Below are 18087 nucleotides of genomic sequence, written 5' to 3'. Positions count from 1 at the left end.
CTGCCAGGAGTCGGCGAAGAGACTACGTCCACGCCTCGGTCGCCGAGGCGACCGAGGCGGCGGTGGCCGAGTTCACCGCCGAGGCCGACGCGGCGGAGGCGAGGGCCGAGGCCGAGGCGCGCCGGACGCGCGAGGAGCGGTCGTACGAGCGCCGCGACGACCGGGGCAACTTCCGCCGGGACCGCGACCGTGACGACCGCCGCCCCTACGGCCGGGACCGGGACGACCGCGGTGACCGCGGTGACCGGCGTCCGTTCAACCGCGACCGGCGCGACGACCGCGGTGAGCGTGGCGACCGCGGTGAGCGCCGTCCGTTCAACCGGGACCGCCGTGACGACCGGGGCGGCTTCCGCCGCGACAACGAGCGGCGCGAGTTCGGCCACCGCGGCGGCGGCGACCGTCCGCTCAACCGGGACCGCGACGACCGCCGTCCCTTCAACCGCGACCGCGACCGCGACCGTGACGACCGCCGTCCCTACGGCCGCCGTGACGACCACCGCGGCGGCGGCTACCAGGGCGGCGGGCATCAGGGTGGTGACCACCGCGGCGGCGGCCGTTCGTTCGACCGCCGCTCGGACAAGCCGCGCTGGAAGCGCAACGGCTGAGCCGGACAGACCAGTTGAGGGCCCGGCCCGGAGCACCGCTCCGGGCCGGGCCCTCCCGCTTCCGTGTCCGGTTCCGCGCTCCGCCCGTCCGGGTGCGCCCGGCCATCCGGGCGCGGATACGACGCGACGTGCCGTCACATTGTGCCGATGCCTTCGAAGCGCGGCGCCTGTCCGGGCTATGCTTCGGGGGGCGGGCCGTTAGCTCAATTGGCAGAGCAGTGGACTTTTAATCCATTGGTTGTGGGTTCGAGTCCCACACGGCCTACCGGACCCCTCGGGGTCGGAACCCCCGCCGACGCAGGTCGGCGGGGGTTCCGCCGTTCTCGGGGCCCGGTGCGGCGGTGAGCGCGCCGTACGGCAGGTGTGGGGTCCGCGGAGACGGGAACCCACACCCCGAACCCGGAAAACGGCTCGGGCGTGGCGCGGGCTCGCCGTCCGGACCGTCCGTCCAGGGAGCTGAGCACATGATCCGTCCAGCAGACATCCGTGAGTGGCGTGGCCGTGACGTCGTCGACGCGGACGGGCACAAGGTCGGCCCGCTCGAAGCGGTCTACACCGACACGGCGACCGACGAACCCGTCATGGTCACCGTCCGGATCGGACTGCCCACCCGTCAGCGCCTGGTGTTCGTGCCCCTGGACGAGGCGGTCGCCGGTCCGGACCACCTCAGGGTGCGGTACGGCAAGGCGCTGGTGAAGAAGGCCCCGTCCATCGGCACCGACGACGTGCTGCCCGCGGAGGGGGAGGAACCGGTCTTCCGGCACTACGGCCTCCCCTACCGTCCGGGCGCCGGGGGCGAGCGCCGGCTGGCGCGCGGCTGACCGGCCGCGCCCGAACAGTGTGGAGGAGGCGTCCACGGCATGGGGTTCTTCCTGTTCCTGCTTCTCGTCGCGGTCGTGCTGGGAGTGCTCGGCGCGGTGGTGGAGGGGCTGCTCTACCTGTTGTTCATCGGGATCGGAGTCCTGGTGCTCGCGGTCCTGGTCATCTCCCTGCGGCGCTCCCGCCGCCGTACCGGCCGCTGAGACCGCCGCGCCCGGGCGGGCGCCGTGTTGCGTGCCCGACCGGGAGCGCAATACTGAACGAGAGAGCCGAAAGTGCGTGAAAGCGCCCGTCCGGCCCTGTGGAAGTTGGCAGGGCGGCGTTCCGGGGAGGGACGCGCTCCGGCGGTGGACAGAACACGACAGCCGTGCCGACCCGGCACCCGGAGACCGGGGCGTCCGGGCGGAGCGACCGTCCGACCGTGAGGTGGAGCGATGGACGGGTACCTGTACATGGCCTACGACTATCCGGTGCTGGGGGCGTTCCTCACCTTCCTGTGGTTCTTCCTGTGGGTCGTGTGGCTGATCCTGCTGTTCAAGGTCATCACCGATGTCTTCCGCGACCACGAGCTGAGCGGCTGGGGCAAGGCGGGGTGGCTCGTCTTCGTGGTCGCCCTCCCCTACGTCGGCGTCCTCGTCTACCTGGTCGCCCGCGGCCAGGGGATGAGTGAGCGCGAGACGAGGCGGGCCAGGACGGAGAGGGAGGTCTTCGACGCCTACATCCGCGAGACCGCGGGAACGGGGACCGGTACCGGCGGTGCCACCGGAGCCGACCAGCTGGCCAGGCTCTCCGAGCTCAAGGCGAAGGGGGACCTCACCGAGGGCGAGTACCAGCGGGCCAAGGAGAAGATCCTGGCCTGAGCGGCGGGCGGTGCGGCGGCACCGCGGCATCGCCTGGCCGGACCCGGTCGAGTCGCCGGGAGCCGGACATCGGGAAGGGACGGAGGAGTGCACGGCGACGGGCGGCAGGAGACAGGCGGGGGCAGGATCCGCGTCCGTACCATCCCCGTCATCGGCCACCCGCCCTGGCTGCTGCCCCTGTTGCTGATCCTGCTGGGTGCGGGCATCACCCTGCTGACACCCGACAGGCTCATCGTGGGGGCGCCGTTCGCCGCGGCGATCCTGCTCACGGCGTCCCTGTGGACGCTCCGGGGCACGGTGTACACGGTGGCCGCCGTGCTGGCCACCGAGATCGTCCTGCTGCTGGCGAGCGGGCGGTCGGCGGACGAGGTCGTGGTCCGGATGGCCACCAACACCACCGTCGCCCTGCTGGCCCTCGTCATCAACCGGGTCCTGGCACGCAGTGACGTGGACCTGGCCTCGGCCCGCCGTGTCTCCGAGGCGGTGCAGCTCGCCGTGCTGCCCGTGCCCCCCGGCCGGGTGGGCGAGCTGAGGATCGCGGTCCGCTACGAGGCCGCGCAGGCGCACACCCGGATCGGCGGTGACCTGTACGGCGCGGAGCGCACACCGTACGGGCTGCGGATGATGGTGGGCGATGTGCGCGGCAAGGGGCTGGGCGCCGTCGGCACGGTCACCGTCCTGCTCGGCGCCTTCCGGGAGGCGGCCGAGGCCGAGGAGGACCTGGCGGCGGTCGCGGACCGCGTCGAGCACGCGCTGCTGCGCAGGGCGGCGCAGCTCGGGGCTGGGCCGGGCCGGTCGGAGGAGTTCGCCACGGCTGTGTTCGCCGAGGTCCCGGCGGACGCCCCGGGGAGCCTGCGGCTCGTCAACCGGGGCCATCCGCCGCCGGTGCTGCTGACCGGGGAGGGGGAGGTGCGGCTGCTGGAGCCGGACCCGGAGGCATACGCGCTGCCGCTGGGGCTGAGCGGCCTGACGGGCGCCTCCGAGAGCGGACGGACGGGACCGGTGGCCTTCCCGCCCGGCTCCCTGCTGCTGCTGCACACCGACGGCCTGACGGAGGCGCGGAACGCGGCGGACGTCTTCTACGACCTGGGGAAGGGGCTGCGGGAACGGCGCTTCTCCGAACCGGCGGCCCTGCTCGACCACCTCCTCGCGGAAGTCGGCGCGCACACCGGCGGGCACCGGGGCGACGACATGGCGCTGATGGCGGTCATGCGCGGCCAGGCATCCCCACCACCCCCGGCCGCCGGTGACTCCACGTAGCCGATGCACATCCCTCCGCATAACAAATGACGAACCGTCAGATGGTGTGGTGTGTGTCTCATGCCCTGATCAGGTGGTCGACTCGCCCGAATCGGATCTGAAATGACCGGATATTCCTCCGTCAAGAAAGTCCCATCTCTGAAGAGGGGGCTTGGAATCCGGAGCTCACCTCTATTAACGTTCGATAACGCAGCGCGGTCGTCACTGTCGCCGAAGAGGGCGGCACCGTGCGCCGTCGCCGAATCCCGTAGGCGCAACCCCGTCAACAGCGAGGACGCGCCCAGGGAACCGGGGAACCACCAATTGGGGTGAATCGGACCCATGCGGCCCGTCCGTGTGGATCCGTAGGAGACCTTCCTGCTCCGAACCCGTCAGCTAACCCGGTAGGCGAGAAGGAAGGAAAGGAGAGCGCCTCCGTGGCGTCCAGCAGTCCGGCCCCCGAGGTCTCGTACGACCCGCACACCGCCGCTTTCACCCCGTTCGCGCCGTTCGGTCCGGAAGGTGACGGCGACCAGCCGGTGTGGAACCCGACCGAGGACTCCGTCCGCCCGGTCCGCGGCCGGCACCGCGTCGTCAAGCAGCGCAACGGCATGGCCCGCAGCGGAGCCGTCCTCGGCGTCGGCGTGATCGCCGCCGTCGGCGCGGGCGGTATGGCCACCGCCAAGGACAAGTCGCCCCTCGCCGTCTCCATGCCGGACGTCGACCTCGGCGCGGTCGCCGAGGGCATCCCCGTCGTCGGCGGTCTCGTCTCCGACAGCCACGACGGTGACTCCGCCCCCCCGGCGGAGACCGCCGACCCCTTCGGCGGCACCGTCACCCAGGCCGGCCTGGACACCTCCGAGGCCGTCACGACCGTCGTGACGGCGGACGCCGGCGAGGCGCTGCGGGCACGCATCCTCCAGCAGGCCGACCGGCAGCAGACCGGCGCCGCCCAGGCCGCGCTCGAGGAGGCCGCCGACCAGGCCGCGGAGAGGGCGGCCGAGGAGGCCGCCGACCAGGCCGCCGAGGAGGAGGCCGAGCGCAAGCGCAAGGCCGCCGAGGAGGCGGCACGCAAGGCCGAGGCCGAGCGCCTGGCCAAGCTCGCGGCCAGCTACACCCTCCCCCTCAACTCGTACCAGCTCACCTCCACCTTCGGTCAGTCCGGCTCGATGTGGGCCAACAACCACACCGGCCTGGACTTCGCCGCTCCCACCGGCACTCCGGTCAAGGCGGTGCACAGCGGCGAGATCGTCGGGGCCGGCTGGGCGGGCTCCTACGGCTACCGCATCATCCTCAGGCTCGACGACGGCACCGAGATCTGGTACTGCCACCTGTCCTCCATGACCGTCACCACCGGCAAGGTGACCACCGGCGACGTCATCGGCCGCGTCGGCTCCACCGGCAACTCCACCGGCGCGCACCTCCACCTGGAGGTCCGTCCCGGCGGCGGCGACCCGGTCGACCCGCTGACCTGGCTGCGGAGCAAGGGCCAGTCCATCTGACCACGCCTGTCCGGCCTGTCCGGCCGGCGTCGCGAAGCACTCCGCTGCCGCACGCCGGCCCCACACACCCCGGCGGCCCCGGTGACTCATCCCCCCGACACCGGGGCCGCCGGTTCCCCTCCACCGTGTACGCCTACCGCGCCGCCGCCCGTCCCGCCGGCTCCCCGGGGCGCGCGGCGCAGAACAGCAGCCGGTAGCGTGCCACGTCACTGCTCACCAGCCCGGGGAAGTCCCGCACCCGGTCCCACAGCGGGGACGACTCACCAATCCCCTCACCCGGCGCCTCCAGCGCGGCGATGTGCGCCCGCTCGCTCTCCCACTCCGCGTAGTTGATCACGTGTGTGCCGTCCGTGCTCAGGTGGAAGTGGGCCGAGATGCCGCCGGGCGGCAGGCCCCCGCCGGCGCCGTCGTCCTCGATCGCGGCGGCCACGGCGTCCACCCACGCCCGCTGCCGCGCCTCGTCGGGCCCCTCGAACTCCACCTCCACGACCACCACGCACCCCGGCTCGGGCCGCCGCCCGACCCCTTCCCGCTCCTCGGGCCCCTCGGGCAGGCTGCGGTAGCGCCGGGTGCGCGCCAGGCGCAGCCGCTCGATCCCGGGCACCGCGTCGTCGATCTCGTCGTTGCGGTCCCGACGGTGGGTGCGTGCGTACTCCTCGTACGCCTCCTCGTCCGTCCACTGGGAGTAGTGCAGCAGAGTCCGGCCGTCGGTCCCGGCGTAGACGCCGTACGACAGGATGTCCGGCGTCGGCCACTCTCGCCTGCCCCAGGTGGCGGCGATGGCGTCCGCCGCGGCCCGCTGCCGCTCGGGTGTGCCGACGTCCCAGGCGCTGATGAGGACGGCTCCGGCGTCGGGGTGGGCGGGGTCGGGGTGTACGGGCATAGCGGGCATGGGTGTGCCTCCTCGTCGGCCAGGGTGTTCCTCGCTTCGCGGAACCACGCTCACATCTCAAGTCGCCTTGAGGTCAAGGCGAACGGGTGGCCGGTCCGCGCGGACCGGCCACCCGTTCACGGCCGGGACGGAACGCCTGCGGTCAGGCGGGCAGCCGCTCCTCGATCGCGGCGACGACCTCCGCAGCCTCCGGCTCGGTGCGCGGACGGAACCGGGCGACGGGGGCGCCGTCCGCCGCGACGAGGAACTTCTCGAAGTTCCACTGCACGTCCCCGGCCTGCCCCTCGGCGTCGGCCAGCTCCGTCAGCTCGGCGTAGAGCGGGTGCCTGCCGTCCCCGTTGACGTCGGTCTTCTCCAGCATCGGGAAGGTGACGCCGTAGGTGGCCGAGCAGAACGCGCCGATCTCCTCGGCGGTGCCGGGCTCCTGGCCCATGAACTGGTTGCACGGCACGCCGACCACGGTGAACCCGCGGTCGGCGTACTTCTTCTGCAGCCGCTCCAGGCCCTCGTACTGCGGGGTCAGCCCGCACTTGGACGCGACGTTGACGACCAGCAGCACCTTGCCCCGGTGCTCGCCGAGGGTGGTGGGCTCGCCGGCCAGGGTGCGCAGGGGGATCTCGTAGAGGCTCATGCGCCCTGTCTAGCAGAGATCGCGCCCGTACCCGCCGTGAGCCTTCACACCGCCCAGGAACGTTTCCCACGCCCCCGCCGGAAACCTCAGCACGGGCCCGCCGCCCGCCCCCTTGCTGTCCCGCACGGCGGTCTGGTTGGGGAGGAACGCGATCTCGACGCATTCCAGTCCCTGCCCGCCGCTGTGGCTGGACTTGAACCAGTGGGTGAGTACGGGGTCCTCAAAGCGACTTGAGTGAGAAGAGGACATCACAGTTCCTTGAGTAGCTTGCCGACGGGGACGGTCGAGGCGGCTCAGGGCCTGCCCGGTCAAAGATCAGTCACCGGAATGATCGCGTCATCGTGCCGGGAATTCTTGGCCTGGAAGCGGACGAGACGCCGAGAGGAGTCGATCGCTGTCTTCGGCGGGATCAGGGTGAACGCCATCACCACCTTCGCGGGGTCAGCCTTGCCACGTGAAACAGCAGCCTTGACGTCAGCATCGCCCTTGCCCTCAACGACCGGGTAGAGCAGTGCGACACCGGTGTTGGGTCCTACTGACGGGTTCCCGGCAGGAGCGGATGGTGAGGCGGCAGCCGCGTCAATAAGCCGCTGGGCAGCAAGCTGGTGTTCTACGCTCGCGATACGTCCGAAGGACGGCTTTCCGGCCTGCCTGCTTCGGTGTACAAGTGAGAGCGGGACAGAGCCCATTACAGACATCTCGACCCGGCTTTCCTGTGCGAGCTGCGGGGAGATCAGCAGCCAGTCATCGACCGTGGCCAGACGGCCGTCAAGCTGAACCAGATATCGCAGATGCGGCTGGAAGATACCCTCGCGCTCCCACTCAAGCGCACTGAGCACAGCGAGCAGCTCTGAGTGGCTGACACGTGTGGTTAGGGCGGAGAAGGTACGGCTCAGGCCGGTGTCCCCGTTCGGTGGGTTCGTGAAGGTGACCGGCTCGTAGGAGAAGCTGCTGAGCAGGGGGCTCCATCGCTCGGTGTTGCGCCGGAGAGCGGCCGAGTCCTGCGGATAGGCCGCAGGCTCGATCGGCCTGCCGGGCGAACGGACCTCGATGAGCTCGGCGTTGAACATCTTGTTGCGGGCCGATGGCTTGATCCACGACAGGTGCTGAGCGACCAGTGGCGGGACCTGTGCCGGGGTGACCTGTGGTTTACCGTCAACGAGTTCGGCGTACCGGGTGAGCTGCTGGCGGAACAGCTCCTCATCCCGGCAGATGGCTTCGAAGGCCTCGTAGAGATCGGCAGTCGAGGTCTTGGTCAGAGCTTCCTCACGGCCTATGTAGAGACGTACGAGATCGCGGTAGCCGGGACGGAACCCGAACCAGCGGCCCATCTGCATGAGCGTGTCCGCCTGGCGGGTCGTGCGGCGGTAGTAGGTGATGGTCAGGCCCTCGATGGTGAAACCACGGGAGAGCTTGGTGCCGCCTACGAGGATCTTCCAGACGTTCGGAGTCCGGTCGAAGTCGAGGTTGAGCTGTTCGAAGTAGCGGTCCGAGTCGCCGTTGACGATCACGACCGCATTGCCACCCGAGCCGATGCGCTTTCTCGCCTCGCTGACGTACGGGCGGAGTTCGTCGTATGACTCCGGGAAGGGAAGATCGGCGGCCTGAGCCGCGGAGACCGGGGCGAAGTCGTTCTTCCACAGTTTGGCGAGACGGGCGTGGCCTTCCGTGGACATGTAGCCGGCCTGGTGCCACATCGTGTTGATACGCAGAGCGAGATCGGCATGATCGTCTACACGCACGGACTCGTGAACGAGCATGGTGTGGTGACGGAACGGCCCGGCGGCCACACCATGGTCGGCACGGAAGAGTTTCAGCGCACCAGTGAGGACAAAGCTGTCCATGGCCTCCTGGAGGCGGTCATCGACATCACCGTAGACGCCTCGCACATGTGCCTTCTCCTGGGAGTTCGCGACCGTCCGTTCGGAGGGGGGCAGCGAGGAGTCGAGGTCGTGAAAGTCCTGGACGCCCATGTAACCCTCAGGGCGGGGCAGGGAGATGAGGAAGTCGCTGGGGAAGATGTCCTGGGCGTCGCCTGGGTCAACGAAGACGTTTGCGAACGGCGTGGCCGTGTAGCCGATGTACTGGGCACGCGGCAGTAGTCCCAGAAGCTGTGAGATCAGGCTGTTGATAGCTGTGCGCCCGGTGGAGCCCTGTGACCACTTCTTGGGGTCAGAGGTGTTGACCGAAGCTTGGTCGGACTCGTCGTCGATGATCAGCGCAGGAAGCTCGCCGAGGATGCCGTGAACCTGTTTGAGATCCTTGACCAGCTTCGTCAGGACACTCTTGTTCTTCTTGACGACCATCACCCGGGCCGCCGCGTGGTGCAGGTTGGCCGGGTCGTACAGCGGCAGTGCCGGTTTCCGCTTATCGAACTCCAGGGCCCGGATTCCCTGGGCAAGGCCCACGTAGTCCTTGTCTCGCGTCGTCAGGCGGTCGATGTCGAAGGCCTGCTGTGTGGAGGGGCGTCCGCCGTGCTGTACGAACTTCGGCCAGTCGTCATCGTCGCCCACGTAATCGATACCGACGAGCGAGTCGATGTCACTGGGGTCAGCCCCGCGCAGGATGTTCTCCTGGCCGATCAGTTCCATGTCGAGACGGCGCTGTGTCTGGGCACGCAGCAGGCTGAGCGTGCCGCCGAGGACGATGACCAGGCGGTAGCCCGCGTCGACCGCCTTCGCTATGACACCGGTGAAGTTAGCGGTCTTGCCGGACTGCACATACCCGACGACCAAGCCCTTAGCCTGCCGCACGGCCTTCTGCTCAGGATCGCCGAGCCGCTCGACTACTGCCTTGCTTGCCTCGTCCAGGCTTACGACCGCCGTATTGGACCACCCCTTCTCACGAAGCTTGTTCTCGTACGCACGCCAGTAGAAAGAACGGGCTGCGGCGCGCTCGGGGGTGTACCAAGGGACGTGTTCACGCGCGATGACGGTGGCGCCTGCGGCGTGGGCGACAGGGACCACAGTGTCGAGAACCTTGCGCAGGTCGTCACCGAAACGGAGACGGTCATAGACCGCGGCACGGCGTTCGTCTGTACGGGGCTCGGTTTCTGGCGCCCATCGTGGCTCGCTTGCGAAGTCCCAGGTCGTCAGGGCCCGGGCCCAGAGTGCCACAAGCGGCCCGCCACGGGGTGCCTCATCAGTGAGGCGTACGTGGAGAGTCTCCTCGCTGAGATCGGTGCCGGGAAAGTCCTCGTCGGCGATGCTCTCAGCAAGCTTCTGAAACTGGCGAGGGTTGGCACCCATGCCGTTCAGGACATCGGTGTGGATCTCCAGGAGCACATCTGGCATGGCGATCTCCCTCTGAAGTGGGCGGCGAGGTCAGGAGGCGAGGCGGTTACGGCGTTCGCGCTGAGCGTGCACCGCGGCGAGAAGGATGCTGTTCCAGTACTCGATACGGTCGGCCCTCTTCCTCTCCCAGCGGCCAAGCCCGAAGCAGTCCTGGAGAAGCAGGTACAGGAGGGTCTTGGTCACAGGGGCGTCATTGGCGCCGCTACGCCGTCCGTCGTTGAAGTCCTCCCTGAAGTCCCTGTTCAGAAGGATGACGTAATTGTCACGGTCCAGGTCAAAGAAGCGGTCATCAGGGAGCGGCACCCAGTCGATGCGGACAGGGTCGTCATCCTTGAGTGGCAGCTCTTCACGGACGGCCCTTTTGACCTTGGGGTCGAAACCCTTGCCCGGCTCGTTGACGGTGGCCCTTTCGATGACCGAACGCGAAGCCCCTTCTCGGTACGCGGTCTCCGCCTCAGCAAGGTACGTGCGGAACATGGTGCCGGATTCGTCGGTCGCCTTCTCTACGCCGAGAGTGAAGGCGGGTGTGACCTCGACCCCGTCCTTCTTGACGGTGAGGCTGAACACCTCATTCGGGGCGCTGGGGAGGTCCACGGCTATGCGGGCGAGCACCAAGTGCCCCTCAAGGCTGCGCAGATTGCTCCAGCCGCCAGCCTGCACGAGCCGGTCATTGCGGTAGAAGTAGAACCCCTGGCGGTCCTGGATGGAGCCGATCTGGCGGAAGCCGGCGAGGTTCGACTTGGCAGGCCAGATATGAGCCTCCAGCGTGACCTGGCCTACGCCCTCCACCGGAGCGGTGAACTTCTTCGGATAGCCCGCCTTACCGGGAACTTTGTAACCGAACGGGTCCAGAGGGTCCACGCTGTTGTGGTCCACCTCCTCCCCCGTGGCCACATCCCAGACCGCGATGTCCAGCTTGAGCCCGTTGCTGAGGAAACGGTGCAGGTAGAGACCGAGATGTATGCCGAGCTGCGTGATGGCCTTCGACAGGAATTGCTCGCTCTGTCCGGGAGCGACGGTCTCGAAGGCGCGTACGTGGTCCCAACGCACGATCGTCCCATGCCATTCGATGAGGCCGTCGTAGGTGTCGATCTGCTGTTGCGCGAATCCCGGCTCGACCGTGTCACACCGGAAGCCGTCTTCGATGCTCTCCGCTGTCAGCTTGCGGCCGGCGGCCCGGCTGCGCTTGGTACGGCTGATGACCGTGAGCGACCGGGCCTGCGACAGAGAGGCTGCCTTGAGGCCAGTCCCGTACATGCCGAGCGCCTCTCCGTCGTAGTCGCGGCGGCGGCCGACGGTCATGGCCTGGTCGAGCTCCGCGTCGTTCATGCCATGGCCGTTGTCGAGGACAAGTAGCGACAGGATGCGGTCGGAGTCGCGGAGGAAGTGCACCACGACGGAATCGGCCCCAGCGTCAATCGAGTTGTCGATGAGGTCAGCAACGGCGGCTTCGAAGCCGTACCCCTGGTTGGTCAGAGCTCTGGCATATCCGGCGTCCGGAGGCAGGTGCGTGCTTCCGCTGGTCGGGACATCGTACTGCCAGCTTGCGGGAAGGGAGACGGAGGGCGGCATACGCAAGCGGTTCCTTAACACACAGGTTGGGCCTGAGTGGGGGAGCAGCGGCCCGTGGCTTCTACTGGCCCTGGGAGTGTACGCGGGTGTCAGCCGTGAGCATGTCTCTTTGGGTGAAGTCGAGTTGACTCTGATCACAGACACTTCCGGTGAGGTGATCCTTCAGTCTGCTCGCGAACGCGTCCCAGGCAGCGGGAGATAGCAGCAGCACACCCCCGTCACGCTCCTTGCTGTCCCGCACGGCCGTGCCTTCCGGGATGAGCGCCACCTCCACGCACTCGGTTGCTCCCGCACCGCTGTACGAGGACTTGACCCAGGCGTTGTCCGGAACACCTGATATCGCTGGGCGCATCACATCTCCTTACGGACGCTGTCGATCAGGTTGGCTGAGGCTGTCATGTCCAGGGCCTGAGCGCGAAGGTAGTCGAATGCGAGCCGATACCGGTCCAGCTCGTCCTCTTTCTCCAGGAAGATCGACCCCACGTGGATGTCCACGTACACCACGTCCAGCGAGGGTTCGGCACCGCCGATGATGACGAAACTGCCCAGCGCGGCGGAGTGCGCCCCCTTGGAGAAGGGCAGGACCTGAAGCGTGATGCTGGGTGAGTCGCCGGCCTCCAGAAGGTGTCCGAGCTGCTCGCGCATCACGTCCGGCGATCCCACGACACGGCGGATGACGGACTCGTCAAGCACAGCCCAGATGTGAGGTGGCTTCTCCCGGATGAGGACCTCCTGCCGTTTCATACGGAGATCCACGAGCCGCTCGATCTCTCCGGGAGCGAAGCGCATCTCGGATGCGTGCTGCACCGCTTCGGTGTAGCGGCGAGTCTGGAGGAGGCCGGGAACGTACAGGCAGGCGAAGTGGTCCTCGCGCACCGCCTCGTCCTCAAGGGTGAGCAGCAGGTTCATGGTTCCCGGAAGCTTGTCCGCGATGGGTGCCCACCACCCTTGCTGACGGGCGTCCTTGGCGAGTCTGACGGTGGCCTCACGCTCAGCGTCACTCGCCCCGTAGTGGCGGCAGAGGGCGTCCACGACAAGCCAGCGCACGGGCCCTTCCTGTGTCTCGTAGCGACTGACGGTCGCTTTCGACACCCCAACGAGATGGCCTGCCTCCTCAAGAGTCATCCCCGAGCGGGCACGGAGCTTCCGCATCATCGCGCCGAGCTGACGGCGTCGTGTGGTGACCCTTGGCGGCATGACGGCAACCCTTCTGCTCTGCGGACTCCTGCCCGCATGTGGCCAACCAGGCTAGAAGTGAGCCAAGTTGATCTTCCGGTGATTCACTCGATCGATTCTTGTGAGAAGTTACACGAGAGGATGTCTCATGACACAATCGCAGTCAGGCGGTCACCCGACGAAGCCGCACAGAGCGGCAGGCGCAGCGTCGGTGTGGCGCGAAGGGAGTGCGATCCATGGACGGCTACGGCATCACGGAACCTCGGCTGCGCTCAGTACTGCCTTTCAGAGCGGCTCCGGACGAGCTGAGCGGGCTGCGGCTGGCCATCAGGGAACAGTTGAATCTCTGGGGGCTGAACGATCTGGTGGACGATGTGGAAGTGGTCGCGGGAGAACTTGCGGCCAATGTCATCAGGCATGTGGGGCAGAACACCGCGGCAACCCTTGTCCTGGTGGTGGGTAATGGACGGCTGCGGCTCGAAGCTCATGACGGCTCCCATGCGGTTCCTGCGGTCAGGCAACCCGGTGACTACGACGAGAATGGCCGTGGACTGCGTCTGCTCGCCGCACTGGCCGCCGACTGGGGAACGATGCTCACGGCCTCTGGTAAGGCGGTCTGGTGCGAGTTCTCCCTGGGAGTGAAGGAGGAGTATCAGCGTCTCCGGCGAGCCGCGAGCACCCTGGAGGTCTACGGCCGCATCTCTGGCCGGGTGGCACCAACCAGCACGCGCAGTCTCGCTGTCCTCGAAGGGTCGGCTACAGGGCTCATCACCGACCTTCTCTACTGGCTGGCGGAGCAGGGGCGGGACCCGGACGACTTCCTCGACCGGGCACAGATGCACTACGAGGCGGAGTCGGGTGCCGCATGACCTCAGCATGCGCACAAGCCCGCGCTGCGAATCGTGTCAGGTGTGCGACATGATGCGTTGCAGTGGCACGGGCGCGAGGACTTACAGCGCCCCCCTTTTAGGGCGGCAACCGCAGGGGCAATATCGTATGAATGGTCGCAGGGCTGTGCAGGGTGACTCATGGGGTACAGGGTCATGCTGGACACTTGTAGAAGCCGTAGCGTTGTCAGTGGGCCATGTAACCCTCTGTGACGGCGGATGGCACAAGGTATCCGTCAGGCACGCCTGAAAGGAGGGCGCATGAGCCGCACTGAGCCCATGTTTGCCTCAGTGGAGATCTGCGCCGGAGCCGGGGGACAGGCCCTGGGGCTACACAATGCCGGCTTCCGTCACCTAGCTCTCGTCGAGATCGACGAGAACGCTTGCAACACTCTCAGGGACAACGTGGAAGGGAACCCGGACTGGGGGGACTGCCGGATCCTTCCAAAGGATCTCACCAAGCTGAGCCCCGAGGAGCTTGCTGAGGAACTGGGCTTGAGTGAGGGGGAACTTGACCTCTTTGCCGGAGGGGTTCCGTGCCCTCCGTTCTCTGCGGCCGGCAAGCAGTTGGGCGAGGGTGACGAACGCGACTTGTTCCCTTACGCGCTCGCGATGGTGGAGTACCTCAAGCCCAAGGCCGTCATGATCGAAAATGTGCGAGGGCTGCTCGAACCGGAGTACAAGTTTCGGAACTACCGAGAGAACGTGATCAAGCGTCGTCTGTGCGAAGCAGGGTACGTGATCTGCGGTTGGAGAGTCATTGAGGCGTGTGACTACGGGGTTCCGCAGCTTCGCCCCCGAGCGATCCTGGTCGCCTTGAGGGGAGAGTATGCCGGGCACTTTGAGTGGCCGGACCCGGGCGAGACCAAACTGGTGACGGTGGGTGAGGCCCTGGCTAAGTCGATGAACAGGCGCTTCGGTGACTCGCCGACAGGCAGGGCCGCGTACGAACGCTGGTACGAGAAAGCTTGCATCGGCGTAGCACCCACGCTGGTGGGTGGTTCGAAGAAACACGGTGGAGCGGACCTTGGCCCCACGCGTGCCAAGAAGGCATGGCGCAAGCTTGGTGTCGACGCCATGGGAGTGGCGAACGAGCCAGAGGACATGAAGGACTCCAAGCGGGACCTGTACAGCGTGGACAAGGAAGGTGTACCGATCGGCCCTAAACTGACAGTGAGCCAGGCCGCGATCATCCAGGGCTTTCCTGAAGAATGGAAGTTCTCCGGACGTAAGACTGCTGCCTACCGCCAGGTGGGGAACGCCTTCCCGCCCCCCGTCGCGCAGGCCATCGGCACACAGATCATCACAGCACTCGAAGCGGGGGCAAAGGAACCCTCTGCTGCCCCCGCAGAGTGGGACGAGGACCGGGAAGCGGCACTATTCGAGCTTCCCGCCCCGCCTGTCCCGTTCGGTGCGGAGCCGGCTGACCGTAGCGGCGATCTTGAGCGCGCAGTCGTCGGGTGACTCATGTTCCCAGAACCGTAGTACGGTCCACCCTGCCTCGGTGAGACGCTGGTTGGTGTCCCGGTCCCGGGCTATGTTCCCCGCTACTTTACGTGACCAGTAACCGGGATTGGTTCTGGGCGACACGTAGTGCTCAGGGCAGCCGTGCCAGTAGCAGCCGTCTATAAACACGGCGACCTTCGCCGGACGGAACACCATGTCCGCCGTCCGGCGAAGGTCCTTGATCGGCCTTGCCGACACTCGATAGCGCAGTCCCAGAGCATGTACAAGTCGTCGTACCGTTTGCTCGGGCTTTGTATCCCGGCTTCGGATGGCCTGCATGTTACGCCGCCGTGCGGCCGACGAGGCCCACGAACCCTCGGGTGGCTGCCAAGTATCCGACTCAGCCTTGCCGCGCTCCACTTACGCCGCCTCCGAGACGCTGATCACCACTTCACAAGTGTCTCTGCCAGTTTCCCGTATGGAAGCAGACGCTGTTGCTGGACGGCTTCGTGCCATGCAGCCTGCTGCTCCTTGTTGGCTGCTGTCTGTACCGCATGATCGAGTGCGTCGTAAGCAATATGGTAGACGGCGTCTACTTCCCCGGTCCCGCGAGCAATGGCCGCGAGACGGGAAGGGAGCGGTTCAGCGGTGACAGTGACAAGGTGAGGCTGGCGGCCTCTGCGATGCCGGATCATCTGGTTGCACTCGTGCCTGATGTTCTGTACACGGTCTGACCGGATAGTCCACTTACAGGCGATTGCTCCGTGCAGAAAAGGGAGATCGCCCAGAATCTCCAGGTCTGTCAAGCCAATAGTGACATCTGGCTTGATGAGGTAGTCGCGCCCGATCGTGACCCGGAGTTCAGGGTTTTTCCTGACGAGTTCGTCGACTCGTCGCAGATGACCATACTGAGAAAACTCGGTAACTACCTTGCCGCACTGAATGAGCCAGTGGCGTGTGGAATCCAGTGATGGCAGCACGTGGACGAGGTCATCCCTGACTTTCTTCTCCATGAGAGGGCCTGGGTCGGCCGGAATAGCAGGGTTCTCGGTCTGCGCTATTCCCATGTGCGCCATCATGGCTGTGGCGATATCGACCGACTGGATGTTAGCCGAGTCCGCGCAGTTGGGAACGAGATGACTCTTCCCCCGGGGCTTGCGCCAGCCGTACAGGTGACTTGCGAACGCTGTCGTCATGAAGTGGAAGGATAGGTCAACAGACCTCCTTGGTCGCTGAAAATAGCCATTTTGATTTTATCGGAGGCGGCGGAAGAGGAGGTCGTGGACGACGTGGCCCTTGTCCAGGCCCTGCCGCTCGAAGCGGGTCAGCGGCCGGAAGTCGGGGCGCGGTGCGAAGCCGCCCTCTGCCTGCGTGTTCTCCAGGGCCGGGCAGTCGGTGAGGACCTGGAGCATCTGCTCGGCGTACGGCTCCCAGTCGGTGGCGCAGTGCAGCAGCCCGCCCGGACGCAGCCGGGCGGCGGCCAGCTCCACGAACTCCGGCTGGACGATGCGGCGCTTGTGGTGGCGCTTCTTGGGCCACGGGTCCGGGAAGAAGACGCGGATCCCGGAGAGGGAGCCGGGGGCGAGCATCTCGCGCAGCAGGATGATCGCGTCGCCGTTGGCGACCCGGACGTTGGACAGCCCCCGCCGCTCGGCCTGCCCCAGTAGGTTGCCCTGGCCCGGGGTGTGTACGTCGGCGGCGAGGATGCCGGTGTCCGGGGCGTCGGCGGCCATCCGCACGGTGGCCTCGCCCATGCCGAAACCGATCTCCAGGACCACGGGCGAGCCGGGCGGGAGGGTGTCGAAGAGCTCGTCGAGGCCGAGGCGGCGGTCGCCGTCGATCTCCACGCCCCACTTCGGCCACAGTCGCAGCAGCGCGTCCCGCTGGGCAGCGGTGACGCGGCTGCGGCGCGGCTGGAAGCTGCGGATGCGCCGCTCGTGGCGGTCCCCGACGGGGTTGGCGGAGGGGCCGGTGCCGTCGGGGAACATGGCACCGGGCGCGCTGTGCGCGCTCCGGCCGTCCCGGACGGGGGCCGCGAGCGCTCCGCGTGCCCCGGGCCGCGTTTCGGGCGTCTCGGTCGCTTCCGCCGCTTCGGCGGACTGGGGAATCTTCTCGGACACAGTGCGTACGAGTCTACGGCCGCCCGGGCACGGACCCGGCGGCCACGGGGGGCCGGCCGCCGGGCCGGATGCCGCGTTCGGCCGGGAGGGCGGTCGGGAGGGCGGCCGTTCCCCGGGGCCGGGGTTCCGGAACGCGGTCTTCCACAGGGCTGGACCAGGGGTGGGCCGGGGCTGACGCCGTGTGGGATCGTGTGTTTCTCACGATCAGTACGAGGAGGCGGACGGATGGCAGTCGCAGCGGCGGGCGGCGGAGGCGGGATCGACAGCTCCCGGCCCCACTCGGCCAGGATCTGGAACTACCTGGCGGGCGGCAAGGACTACTACGAGGTCGACTCCGACGCCGCCGAGAAGGTCCTGGCGGCCTTCCCCGGCATGCGCGACATCACCCGCGCCTCGCGCGCCTTCATCGGGCGCGTGGTGACGCACCTGGCCGGGCAGGAGGGCATCCGGCAGTTCCTGGACATCGGCACCGGCCTGCCCACCAGGGACAACACCCATGAGGTCGCCCAGCGCGCCGCCCCGGAGTCGCGGATCGTCTACGTCGACAACGACCCCCTGGTGCTGGTGCACGCCCGCGCCCTGCTCACCAGTTCCCCCCAGGGCGCCTGCGACTACATCGACGCCGACGTCCGCGACCCGGAGAGGATCCTGTCCGAGGCCGCGCGGACGCTGGACCTCTCGCGCCCGGTCGGGCTGATGCTCATGGGCATCCTGGGCCTGGTCCCCGACTACGACGAGGCCCGCGCGGTGGTGCGGCGGCTGGTGGACGCCCTGCCGCCGGGCAGCTTCCTCGGCCTGAACGACGGCTCCACCACCGACCCGGTCTACGTCCGGGCCATCGAGAGCCACAACGCCCGGGGCACCGCCACCCCCTACACCCCGCGCGATCCCGAGGAGATCGCGGGCTTCTTCGAGGGGCTGGAACTGCTGGAGCCCGGTGTCGTCTCGTGCTCGCGGTGGCGGCCGGAGGGCGGGCCGGGGCCGGAGACGGCCGTGTACGGCGGGCTCGCGCGCAAGCCCTAGGGGGCCGCGGCCGTTCCGCGGG

At 67.7% G+C, this 18087-nt stretch carries 18 protein-coding genes, 1 tRNA gene, 1 pseudogene and 1 riboswitch; of the genes and pseudogenes, 10 read left to right on the top strand and 10 right to left on the bottom strand.

Features of this window, described 5'->3' with window-relative positions:
- From LJ221_RS16820 to LJ221_RS16790, 7 genes and pseudogenes are all read left to right on the top strand, one after another.
- Positions 1-605, top strand: a pseudogene (locus LJ221_RS16820) (RNA helicase); the annotation flags it as partial.
- A gap of 192 nt (positions 606-797) precedes the next feature.
- Positions 798-870 (top strand) — tRNA-Lys (locus LJ221_RS16815).
- Between the two features lie 199 nt (positions 871-1069).
- Entirely contained in the window at positions 1070-1426 is a 357-nt protein-coding gene (locus LJ221_RS16810) for a PRC-barrel domain-containing protein (RefSeq protein ID WP_241717548.1), read from the top strand.
- A gap of 39 nt (positions 1427-1465) precedes the next feature.
- Positions 1466-1627 carry a hypothetical protein gene (locus tag LJ221_RS16805; RefSeq protein WP_241717547.1) on the top strand — a complete coding sequence of 54 codons (162 nt, stop codon included), beginning with the start codon at positions 1466-1468 and terminating at the stop codon, positions 1625-1627.
- Positions 1628-1858: 231 nt separating this feature from the next.
- Positions 1859-2284, top strand: a complete 426-nt coding sequence (locus LJ221_RS16800; RefSeq protein ID WP_241717546.1) for an SHOCT domain-containing protein — start codon at positions 1859-1861, stop codon at positions 2282-2284.
- An 87-nt stretch (positions 2285-2371) separates the two neighbouring features.
- Positions 2372-3544, top strand: a complete 1173-nt coding sequence (locus LJ221_RS16795) for a PP2C family protein-serine/threonine phosphatase (RefSeq protein ID WP_241717545.1) — start codon at positions 2372-2374, stop codon at positions 3542-3544.
- Between the two features lie 226 nt (positions 3545-3770).
- A riboswitch (cyclic di-AMP (ydaO/yuaA leader) is annotated at positions 3771-3949 on the top strand.
- 11 nt (positions 3950-3960) lie between these two features.
- Entirely contained in the window at positions 3961-5025 is a 1065-nt protein-coding gene (locus LJ221_RS16790; RefSeq protein ID WP_241717544.1) for a M23 family metallopeptidase, read from the top strand.
- A gap of 133 nt (positions 5026-5158) precedes the next feature.
- On the opposite strand, the gene LJ221_RS16785 is transcribed toward LJ221_RS16790, so the two are convergent.
- From LJ221_RS16785 to LJ221_RS16755, 7 genes are all read right to left on the bottom strand, one after another.
- The gene (locus tag LJ221_RS16785) at positions 5159-5917 is read right to left on the bottom strand and encodes an antibiotic biosynthesis monooxygenase (RefSeq protein ID WP_241717543.1); all 759 of its coding nucleotides are present in this window, start codon (positions 5915-5917) and stop codon (positions 5159-5161) included.
- A gap of 142 nt (positions 5918-6059) precedes the next feature.
- On the bottom strand, positions 6060-6548 hold the full coding sequence (locus LJ221_RS16780; RefSeq protein WP_241717542.1) for a glutathione peroxidase: 489 nt from the start codon (positions 6546-6548) through the stop codon (positions 6060-6062).
- Between the two features lie 9 nt (positions 6549-6557).
- Complete coding sequence (locus LJ221_RS16775) at positions 6558-6797, bottom strand: DUF397 domain-containing protein (protein ID WP_241717541.1); 240 nt, start codon at positions 6795-6797, stop codon at positions 6558-6560.
- A 59-nt stretch (positions 6798-6856) separates the two neighbouring features.
- Positions 6857-9841 carry a Z1 domain-containing protein gene (locus LJ221_RS16770; protein WP_241717540.1) on the bottom strand — a complete coding sequence of 995 codons (2985 nt, stop codon included), beginning with the start codon at positions 9839-9841 and terminating at the stop codon, positions 6857-6859.
- A 30-nt stretch (positions 9842-9871) separates the two neighbouring features.
- A complete protein-coding gene (locus LJ221_RS16765; protein WP_241717539.1) occupies positions 9872-11413 on the bottom strand; it encodes an ATP-binding protein in 1542 nt (513 codons plus the stop codon).
- A 61-nt stretch (positions 11414-11474) separates the two neighbouring features.
- Complete coding sequence (locus LJ221_RS16760) at positions 11475-11765, bottom strand: DUF397 domain-containing protein (protein WP_241717538.1); 291 nt, start codon at positions 11763-11765, stop codon at positions 11475-11477.
- Positions 11765-12610, bottom strand: coding sequence for a helix-turn-helix transcriptional regulator (locus LJ221_RS16755; protein ID WP_241717537.1), 846 nt, complete (start codon positions 12608-12610; stop codon positions 11765-11767). Before LJ221_RS16755 ends, LJ221_RS16760 begins: the two co-directional genes overlap by 1 nt.
- 215 nt (positions 12611-12825) lie before the next feature.
- Between LJ221_RS16755 and LJ221_RS16750 the strand changes: the two genes are divergently transcribed.
- The gene (locus LJ221_RS16750) at positions 12826-13458 is read left to right on the top strand and encodes an ATP-binding protein (protein ID WP_241717536.1); all 633 of its coding nucleotides are present in this window, start codon (positions 12826-12828) and stop codon (positions 13456-13458) included.
- A 279-nt stretch (positions 13459-13737) separates the two neighbouring features.
- Complete coding sequence (locus LJ221_RS16745; protein WP_241717535.1) at positions 13738-14940, top strand: DNA cytosine methyltransferase; 1203 nt, start codon at positions 13738-13740, stop codon at positions 14938-14940.
- On the opposite strand, the gene LJ221_RS16740 is transcribed toward LJ221_RS16745, so the two are convergent.
- Genes LJ221_RS16740 through trmB form a run of 3 tightly spaced genes read right to left on the bottom strand, consistent with a single transcriptional unit; the run spans position 14854 to position 17042 of the window.
- Positions 14854-15342 carry a very short patch repair endonuclease gene (locus tag LJ221_RS16740; RefSeq protein WP_308314801.1) on the bottom strand — a complete coding sequence of 163 codons (489 nt, stop codon included), beginning with the start codon at positions 15340-15342 and terminating at the stop codon, positions 14854-14856. The two genes, LJ221_RS16745 and LJ221_RS16740, sit on opposite strands and share 87 nt — an antisense overlap.
- A 23-nt stretch (positions 15343-15365) precedes the next feature.
- A complete protein-coding gene (locus LJ221_RS16735) occupies positions 15366-16118 on the bottom strand; it encodes an NgoMIV family type II restriction endonuclease (protein WP_241717534.1) in 753 nt (250 codons plus the stop codon).
- A gap of 57 nt (positions 16119-16175) precedes the next feature.
- The gene (gene trmB / locus LJ221_RS16730; RefSeq protein WP_374228484.1) at positions 16176-17042 is read right to left on the bottom strand and encodes a tRNA (guanosine(46)-N7)-methyltransferase TrmB; all 867 of its coding nucleotides are present in this window, start codon (positions 17040-17042) and stop codon (positions 16176-16178) included.
- 225 nt (positions 17043-17267) lie between these two features.
- On the opposite strand from trmB, the gene LJ221_RS16725 reads away from it, so the two are divergent.
- Complete coding sequence (locus LJ221_RS16725) at positions 17268-18065, top strand: SAM-dependent methyltransferase (RefSeq protein WP_241717533.1); 798 nt, start codon at positions 17268-17270, stop codon at positions 18063-18065.
- The last annotated feature ends 22 nt before the right edge of the window (positions 18066-18087 follow it).

It is taken from the genome of Streptomyces sp. CNQ085, from assembly GCF_022614595.1.
Classification (GTDB): Bacteria; Actinomycetota; Actinomycetes; order Streptomycetales; family Streptomycetaceae; genus Streptomyces.
This window is presented reverse-complemented; position numbering and strand designations above follow the sequence as displayed.